Origin of the sequence: Enterococcus sp. DIV2379, assembly GCF_050542965.1 — a bacterium.
Lineage (GTDB): Bacteria > Bacillota > Bacilli > Lactobacillales > Enterococcaceae > Enterococcus_D > Enterococcus_D entomosocium.
On the sequence record NZ_CP172938.1, the window covers coordinates 3,606,548 to 3,614,502 of the forward strand.

A 7,955-nucleotide genomic window follows, 5' to 3' on the forward strand; every position below is an offset into this window, starting at 1 on the left:
AAGGAGTGGTATTTGTGAAAAAATTATTTTTTGTGCCGTTTATTTTTATTTGTTTCTTCTTTGCTCTCCCAGCTGCCGCCCAAACAGTGGAAGAACCTGAACTCGTTTACGACTTAGCATCAGATAGTCCCTATGAGCAGCTGATCACCGTAGATGAAGAAGGCAACGAGTTGATTTTGACCATTGAAAAATTGCCGTCATTCCGGGCAAATCTGGCAGCAGGAACGTATCGCGTGTCAAAAACATCCACCGGTAATTGGACCGCTAGTTACAATGTCACGGTCAATAGCCGCAATCAATTTACAGGCACTTCGAATTTAAGTTTAGTTGCTCACAGAGGAAGTATCACTTCTAGTTCATTAACTCACACGTCCACTAAAGCCACCTGTACGTTTAAGCAAAAAGCAGGTATAATCACTACCAATGGGAGTGTCGTAACCACGATCTCAAATGGGAAGCTAGTTGTTAAATAGCAGATAGGAGCATACATTGGCTTTAGCAGAACAATTAAAAAGCTGTCGCGAGTCTTCCGGATTGTCGCAAACAGCAGTCGCAGAAAAATTACAGATTTCACGCCAGTCGATTTCAAAATGGGAAAACGGGCGCGGCTATCCAGATATTGAGAATTTGATTTTGTTGAGCGATCTCTATCAAGTCTCGATTGATGAGCTCTTGCGGGAAAACGAAGCGTTAAAAGAGCGGATCGAAACCAATAATCAAGAGATTAACGACAAAAAAGAAAAATTGTCGTTACTCCAAAGAACGATGGCAACGGAAAAAGATGAAAGTCTGCTCTTGCTACTGTTAGCTGGAATCGGCTCATTTCTCTTTCCATTAGGTTTGATTTTAGATGGCTTTGTCTTATGGCGTAACAAAAAGGCCAATAATTTTTATGTATTGATCTATATCGTCTGTGCCTTCTCAATTTTATTGAATTTGTACGATGGCTATGTCCATCTCAGCAACATCATGAACTGGGGAACCACTACGATTGAAAAAGTTGAATAATTCAATTGCTAACACAAAAAGCCCGCTGCGAGTTACTCTCGTAGCGGGCTTTTGACACTCTATTTACCATTTATAAATTGGTTTTTCAAAGAATATTAACCGTCTTTAGTTAACCTTTGCAATCTTCCCTTGTTCGATATACACCATCAAAATACTAATATCAGCTGGGTTTACTCCGCTGATACGGCTCGCTTGGGCGATGGTTTCGGGTTGGATTTTTTGCAGTTTTTGTTTGGCTTCTGTTGCCAAGCCATTGATAGCGGCATAGTCGATGTTTTCAGGAATGCGTTTGGCTTCCATCCGTTTGAGTTTCTCCACTTTTTCGAGGGCTTTTTTGATATAGCCTTCGTATTTGATTTGGATCTCGACTTGTTCGATCTCTTTTGGTTTCAATGCTTCATTGGCTTCAATAAATTGCAGCATTTCCGCATACGTCACTTCAGGCCGGCGCAAGAATTCATTTGCTAAAACGCCATCTTTCAAGGTGGCCGTCCCTTTGGCAGTCAAATATGCTTGTACTTCTGGCGTTGGTTTGATGCGGATTTTAGACAAGCGTTTGATTTCTGCTTCAACAGCTTCTTTTTTCGCTACATATGCTTCGTATTGCGCTTCTGGGACGAGCCCAATTTGATGTCCCACTTCGGTCAAACGCAGATCGGCATTATCATGACGCAGCAATAAGCGGTATTCGGCACGAGAGGTCAATAAACGGTATGGTTCATTGGTTCCTTTGGTCACCAAATCATCGATCATCACACCGATATAACCGTCGCTGCGTTTCATAATGAAAGGTTCTTTGCCTTGAATTTTCAAAGCGGCATTGATGCCGGCAATCAAGCCTTGACCGGCCGCTTCTTCATAGCCGCTGGTTCCGTTGGTTTGTCCTGCCGTAAAGAGGTTTTCGATGACTTTGGTTTCTAATGTTGGACGCAATTGATGAGGTACCACGACATCATATTCAATGGCGTAGCCCGTCCGCATCATTTCCGCTTTTTCTAAACCTGCGATGGAATGCAGCATTTGGACTTGGACGTCTTCTGGCATAGAAGTAGAAAGCCCTTGAACATACACTTCTTCGGTGTTCAATCCTTCTGGCTCCAAGAATAGTTGGTGACGAGATTTGTCTGCAAAACGCACGATTTTGTCTTCGATGGATGGACAATAACGGGCACCTACCCCTTCGACGATCCCTGTAAACATCGGCGCCCGATGTAAATTCTGGTTGATGATTTGGTGCGTCCCTTCGTTCGTATAGGTCAACCAGCAAGGTTCTTGGTTTTGATTGTAGGCTTCATCGGGTGTGCTGTAACTAAAGTGATTCGGTTGTTCATCGCCAGGCTGGATCTCCGTTACCTCATAGTTGATGGTGCTGGATTTGACCCGCGGTGGTGTACCGGTTTTAAAACGAGCGATCTCTAGACCAAGCTCTTTCAAATGATCGGCTAATCCAATCGATGGCTGGGAGTTGTTTGGACCAGAAGAATACTTCAACTCTCCAATGATGATCTCCCCTCGCAACGCTGTTCCTGCAGTGATCACTACAGCTTGGGCTTGGTAACGAGCGCCTGTAGATGTCACGACGCCACGGCACTCGCCTTCTTCAACGATCAGCTTTTCAACGATCCCTTGGCGCAGTGTTAGATTGGCTTCTTTTTCGATCGTTCGTTTCATTTCAGCCGCATAGGCATGTTTATCGGCTTGCGCCCGCAAAGCCCGCACTGCGGGACCTTTTCCTGTATTGAGCATCCGCATTTGGATGTAGGTTTTATCGATATTTTTGCCCATTTCTCCGCCTAAAGCATCGATTTCGCGCACCACGACGCCTTTTGCTGGTCCGCCGACGGAGGGATTACAAGGCATGAATGCGACCATGTCTAAGTTGATGGTCAGTAAAAGGGTTTTTGCCCCCATTCGGCTGGCTGCTAAGGCAGCTTCTGATCCGGCATGGCCGGCACCAACAACGATCACGTCATAACTTTCTGCTTGATATTCTTGCATGGTGTTCTCCTTTTTACGCCAGTGGCGCATTCTTTATTTTCCTAAACAAAACTGACTAAATAATTGGGTGATCAACTCATCTTGGACACTGTCGCCGACAACTTCTCCTAGATAGTCCCAGCAGCGTGTCATATCGATTTGAACCAAGTCGACAGGCATTCCTGCTTCGATCCCTTGGATGACCTCAGACAACGACTGAACGGCTTTTTCTAATAAGGCAATGTGGCGGGTGTTAGAAAGATAGGAAGCATCCTTGTCGGTGGTTTTCCCCCCAAAGAATAGATCGGCAATGGCTTGTTCCAGTTGATCCAAGCCTTCATTGGTCAATACAGAGACAGAAAAAATCGGTTCATCTGCTGCGTACTGCGCTAATTCAGCGGGCGCTAGTTTTGGCTCAAGGTCGGTCTTATTCAATAAGATGATCCGACGGCTGCCAGCAGTCAGCTCCAGCAATTGTTTGTCTTCCTGGGTCAATCCTTCGCTTTGGTTGAGAACCAGCAAAATCAACTCCGCTTCTGCCAGTGCTTTGCGGCTGCGTTCGACCCCAATTTTCTCAACGACATCTTCCGTTTCGCGGATACCAGCCGTATCGATCAGTTTCAACGGTACCCCGCGAACATTGACATACTCTTCAATGACATCTCGGGTGGTGCCGGCAATGTCTGTCACGATGGCTTTTTCTTCCCTTAATAAATGGTTCAATAAGCTGGATTTACCGACATTCGGCCGACCGATGATCGCAGTACTCAGGCCTTCTCGCAAAATTTTTCCTTGTTGGGCAGTTGCTAATAAGGCTTGGATCTGCCCTTTGACCATCGTGGCCTTTTCTAACAATAAGCGGGTCGTCAATTCTTCCACATCATCGTATTCAGGGTAATCGATATTCACTTCAACTTGCGCCAACGTCTCTAAGATCTCTTGGCGTAAGGTCCGAATCAAGTGGGAAAGATTGCCATCCAGCTGATTGACAGCGAGATTCATCGCCTTATCGGTCTTAGCACGAATCAGGTCCATCACCGCCTCGGCTTGAGAAAGATCAACCCGTCCATTTAAAAAGGCCCGCTTCGTGAATTCCCCCGGCTCAGCCAAACGTGCGCCTTGTCGTAAAACCAGTTGCAAGAGTTGATTGACGACAACGATCCCGCCGTGACAGTTGATCTCAACGACATCTTCTCGGGTAAAGGTCCGCGGCTTTTTCATCACTGAAAGCATCACTTCATCCATCAAACGGTTTTCTTCTGGGTCCACGATATGACCATAATGAATCGTATGACTAGGGACTTGGGCGAGGGTTTTAGTGCCTGCTTGAAAAATCCGATCCGCAATTGCGATTGCTTCTTCCCCGCTTAATCGCACAATACTGATGGCCCCTTCGCCTGGCGGGGTGGAAATTGCGGCAATCGTATCAAATTCTTGCGTAATATTCGCCATGTTGCATGCTCCTCCTATTTTTTCACATAAAAAAAGTGCCCACTCCACCCGTCAAATTGATTGAAAATCAATAAAAACGAGTAGACTTAGCACTTTGACTGCTTGTCAATTAAATTCTGGAAATAGATTAGCACATTTTTGCGCGAGTCGCAAGCTTCCTTCAAAAACTTTTAAATTTTGCATCTGTCCGCAAAAACCTTTAAAATAAAAGCAAAGAATAAGAAAAGAGGGATCTATTATGGAAACCATCAAATCATCAAACAGTGCTGCCCGCATTAAAGAAATCATTTTATCGACAGGAAACGTGAATCGGCCTTATGTCGTGCGGGATATCGTCTTTGCGGCAGACAAAATCGAAGTAGATCTATTTGATACATCTGTGAATTTGAACGATCTTTTGGCAGATGTGACCTATCGCTTAAAAGAAACAGCTCACAGCTACGGTGCGAATGCAGTGATCAACTGTCATTTCGAACACGACCGCATCGTCGAAGGCGACAAAACCTACCTTGAGATCTTTGCCTATGGTACGGTGGTTCAATTTACTCAATCAACCATTGGCGGCTAATTGCCCCTTTGAACAACGAAATACAAAAAAGAGTCCGCGGCATACGGACTCTTTTTTGATACCAAAGGCTGACCTACGTAACGTATGTTGACTTTGATAAGAATGATTTCTAGTCAAGGATACTTGGTTTTAAATTTGTTGTCAATCGCTTTTTCCCATCAAAAAAGGGAAAGGCTTGTCAGACCGCCTTTCCCTTTTTTCATTAAATTCGTTTGTCCGCAGGTTCCACTACTAAATAGCGATACGGTTCATCCCCTTCAGAATGAGTTTGAACATACGCATCTTTACTCAATACGGAATGGATCTGCTTTCTTTCAAACGCCGGCATCGGCTCTAAAAAGACCGGGCGGCCTGTTCGTTTGACTTTTTCAGCAGTACGGCTGGCCAAACGTTCTAAGATCGCTTGACGTTTTTCACGGTAATCCCCGACATTCACAACGATCGACAATTTGTTTTTCGCGATGCGATGAATATAAACTTGCGCCAAATATTGCAGTGCATTCAAGGTTTTGCCGTGCTTCCCAATCAAAATGCCTTGTTTTTGCGTTTCTAATTGAAAGACGATCACGCCGTCTTGACGAGCGGTTTTTACTAAGGCAGGTGCATTCAATGCTTTTGAAATATTTGTCAGATAGAGTCCCAACTGAGCCAGTGCTTCCTCATCTGAAAGATCCGTCAGCAAAACAGGTTCGCTCGCGGCCGCCTCCATCACACTGCTTGCATCCTCTGTCGTCACAGGATCTGGTTCTACCAGCGGTTTTGCTGGTACTTCTTCAACGGGTGCCGGTTCTTCAACGATTCTTTTTTCAATGGAGACCCGTGCTTGTTTTTTTCCTAGCCCCAAGAAGCCTTTTTTTCCTTCATCCAGGACTTCGATTACTGCTTGATCTTTGGTGATACCAAGGACTTGCAATCCCTCTTGAATTGCTTCAGCTACTGTCAGATTTTCATAAATCGGCATTGCAGTGCAACCTCCTCTTATTTTTTCCGTTTCTTTTTAGGACTCATTGCTTTTTTCAGGGCTCGTTCACGCTCGCGTTCTTTGCGGGCGGCTTCTTCTCTTTCTTGGCGAATCTTGAATGGGTTATTTAAGATCATTGTTTGCAAGACTTGGAATGCATTAGAAACAACCCAGTACAAGGAAAGACCGCTGGCAATGTTGATCCCCATCAGTAAGATCATCATCGGCATAGCGAAATTCATGATTTTCAAACTCGCATTTGATTCCACTTGGCTCATACTTGATAAGTAGGTACTTGCAAAAGTAAAGAGCGCCGCTAAAATCGGCAAGATGAAGTATGGGTCACGATCACCCAGCTGCAGCCATAAGAATTTTCCTTCTTGCAGAGCAGGAACCCGTGAGATCGATTGCCACAAGGCCATCAAAATCGGCATTTGTACCAATAATGGTAGACAGCCGGCATAGGGATTGACATTGTTTTCCGCATACAAACGTTGTGTTTCTTCTTTTAACTTGCTTTGTGTTTCTGTATCTTTTGACGCATATTGCTGCTGCAGCGCTTTTAGCTTCGGTTGTAATTCTTGCGTTTTGCGCATGCTTTTGGTTTGAAAGTGCATCAACGGCATCAAAATGACCCGGATGATCAATGTAAAGAGGATGATCCCGATCCCGGCATTGCCGAAGGAGAGGGCTTTGATCGCCTCTGCAAAATAATAAACGATGTAACGATCCCATAGACCGGTACTTTGTGCATTTACTTCACCTGTTGCACCGCAGGCAGATAAGACAACTACTAATGAGAGAACTCCCAAAAATAGTAAGACGCGTTTCCCTTTTTTCACGTAACTAATTCCTTTCCATTAATGAATAATTTTGGCAAGCTTTAAGACATGCTCTAAATTCGAGTAGATTTCCTTTGAGGAACAAGTGGCGATACTTGGACGGGCGATCACAATAAAATCGATCGCTGGTTCGATTCGCGGCTTCATTTCCGTTAAGCTCGCACGAATCTTGCGTTTGACCTCATTTCGCTTCACTGCATTACCGACTTTTTTTCCTACAGATAAACCAACTCGAAAATGTGATTGCTCTTTAGGTAAGACATACACCACGAACTTCCGATTTGCAAAAGAATTTCCTGCCTGAAAAACTTTTTGAAAATCTTGCTCTGTTTTTACTCGATAGGATTTTCTCATCTTCGGTTCCTTCACTTCTTTCAATTAAGCTTCGCGAAACGGATTGAATCCGTAACCACTCACCTGTCAATAATACCATATTTGCCAAAAGTCAGACACTATATTCCGCAAAAACGGCATAAAAAAAAACCACTGGCATTCAGTGGCTTACGCAGAAATAACCTTTCTGCCTTTACGACGACGGCTAGCTAAAACACGACGTCCATTTTTTGTACTCATACGTTTACGGAATCCGTGAACTTTTTGACGTTTACGTTTATTTGGTTGATACGTTCTTTTCATTTATTTCCACCTCCATCAGGATAATGCTTATGCGCACAGACATACTTTGATAGTATAACGAGTCAAGTACTAGTTTGTCAATAAGAAGTTTGCTCAAAATCGACCATTCTTTATCCACAATTCCCTTGATTTGTGTGGGTTTGCTGTTTACAGCTAATTTTTGTGGATAACTTTTTCCCCAGAGTTATTTTGACTTTTTCCACAAACAAACAGCCTGTAGAAAAGTTTTCCACAATCGCTTTTCCAGCTGTTGATAACTGCCCTAAAACCTAGTATTATCAAGGCATGATCTTCACATAGATCTGTGGATAAGAGAGATTTTTTTCTAGTTATGCACATTCTTTTTCTACCTGTGGATAGTGCATTTTCGAACATGTGCATTTCCTTTTTTCTTTTATCCCGTTTTGTGGAAAAGTATTTTTTTCTAACCTTTTTTATCGTAATCTGTGGAAAACTTTTTCAATCCGTGCTATTTTAGTTATATCTATTCTTAGTTATAGGAGGACAATTT

General features: G+C 43.7%; 9 protein-coding genes. 3 read left to right on the top strand and 6 right to left on the bottom strand.

Annotated features, from left to right (window positions below; genetic code table 11):
* Positions 1 to 5: 5 nt before the first annotated feature.
* Positions 6 to 473, top strand: coding sequence for a DUF5626 family protein (locus tag IGI92_RS16590; RefSeq protein ID WP_005232933.1), 468 nt, complete (start codon positions 6 to 8; stop codon positions 471 to 473).
* A gap of 16 nt (positions 474 to 489) precedes the next feature.
* Positions 490 to 1,008, top strand: coding sequence for a helix-turn-helix domain-containing protein (locus IGI92_RS16595; protein ID WP_430607533.1), 519 nt, complete (start codon positions 490 to 492; stop codon positions 1,006 to 1,008).
* A 105-nt stretch (positions 1,009 to 1,113) separates the two neighbouring features.
* Here IGI92_RS16595 and mnmG read toward each other — a convergent pair whose 3' ends face one another.
* Together mnmG and mnmE are read right to left on the bottom strand one after the other, a co-directional pair.
* The gene (mnmG, locus tag IGI92_RS16600) at positions 1,114 to 3,006 is read right to left on the bottom strand and encodes a tRNA uridine-5-carboxymethylaminomethyl(34) synthesis enzyme MnmG (protein ID WP_008376950.1); all 1,893 of its coding nucleotides are present in this window, start codon (positions 3,004 to 3,006) and stop codon (positions 1,114 to 1,116) included.
* A 33-nt stretch (positions 3,007 to 3,039) separates the two neighbouring features.
* Complete coding sequence (gene mnmE / locus IGI92_RS16605) at positions 3,040 to 4,437, bottom strand: tRNA uridine-5-carboxymethylaminomethyl(34) synthesis GTPase MnmE (RefSeq protein WP_430607535.1); 1,398 nt, start codon at positions 4,435 to 4,437, stop codon at positions 3,040 to 3,042.
* 238 nt (positions 4,438 to 4,675) lie between these two features.
* On the opposite strand from mnmE, the gene IGI92_RS16610 reads away from it, so the two are divergent.
* Positions 4,676 to 5,005: a heavy metal-binding domain-containing protein gene (locus IGI92_RS16610; RefSeq protein ID WP_005226284.1), complete on the top strand. Its 330-nt coding sequence runs from the start codon at positions 4,676 to 4,678 to the stop codon at positions 5,003 to 5,005.
* A 202-nt stretch (positions 5,006 to 5,207) separates the two neighbouring features.
* Here IGI92_RS16610 and jag read toward each other — a convergent pair whose 3' ends face one another.
* The 4 genes from jag to rpmH all read right to left on the bottom strand — a co-directional run bounded on the left by jag (position 5,208) and on the right by rpmH (position 7,444).
* Entirely contained in the window at positions 5,208 to 5,966 is a 759-nt protein-coding gene (gene jag / locus IGI92_RS16615) for an RNA-binding cell elongation regulator Jag/EloR (protein ID WP_086316718.1), read from the bottom strand.
* 17 nt (positions 5,967 to 5,983) lie between these two features.
* Positions 5,984 to 6,808 (bottom strand): YidC/Oxa1 family membrane protein insertase, encoded by an 825-nt coding sequence (locus tag IGI92_RS16620; RefSeq protein ID WP_008376942.1) that lies wholly within the window; start codon positions 6,806 to 6,808, stop codon positions 5,984 to 5,986.
* A gap of 18 nt (positions 6,809 to 6,826) precedes the next feature.
* On the bottom strand, positions 6,827 to 7,162 hold the full coding sequence (gene rnpA / locus IGI92_RS16625; RefSeq protein WP_008376940.1) for a ribonuclease P protein component: 336 nt from the start codon (positions 7,160 to 7,162) through the stop codon (positions 6,827 to 6,829).
* A 147-nt stretch (positions 7,163 to 7,309) separates the two neighbouring features.
* Complete coding sequence (rpmH, locus tag IGI92_RS16630; protein WP_002356012.1) at positions 7,310 to 7,444, bottom strand: 50S ribosomal protein L34; 135 nt, start codon at positions 7,442 to 7,444, stop codon at positions 7,310 to 7,312.
* Between the last annotated feature and the right edge of the window lie 511 nt (positions 7,445 to 7,955).

Excerpts from the sequence above, each read along its gene's own strand:
- mnmE (WP_430607535.1), bottom strand. The coding sequence starts at position 4,437 with ATGGCGAATATTACGCAAGAATTTGATACGATTGCCGCAATTTCCACC.
- mnmG (WP_008376950.1), bottom strand. The coding sequence starts at position 3,006 with ATGCAAGAATATCAAGCAGAAAGTTATGACGTGATCGTTGTTGGTGCC.
- rnpA (WP_008376940.1), bottom strand. The coding sequence starts at position 7,162 with ATGAGAAAATCCTATCGAGTAAAAACAGAGCAAGATTTTCAAAAAGTT.
- jag (WP_086316718.1), bottom strand. The coding sequence starts at position 5,966 with ATGCCGATTTATGAAAATCTGACAGTAGCTGAAGCAATTCAAGAGGGA.
- IGI92_RS16610 (WP_005226284.1), top strand. The coding sequence starts at position 4,676 with ATGGAAACCATCAAATCATCAAACAGTGCTGCCCGCATTAAAGAAATC.
- rpmH (WP_002356012.1), bottom strand. The coding sequence starts at position 7,444 with ATGAAAAGAACGTATCAACCAAATAAACGTAAACGTCAAAAAGTTCAC.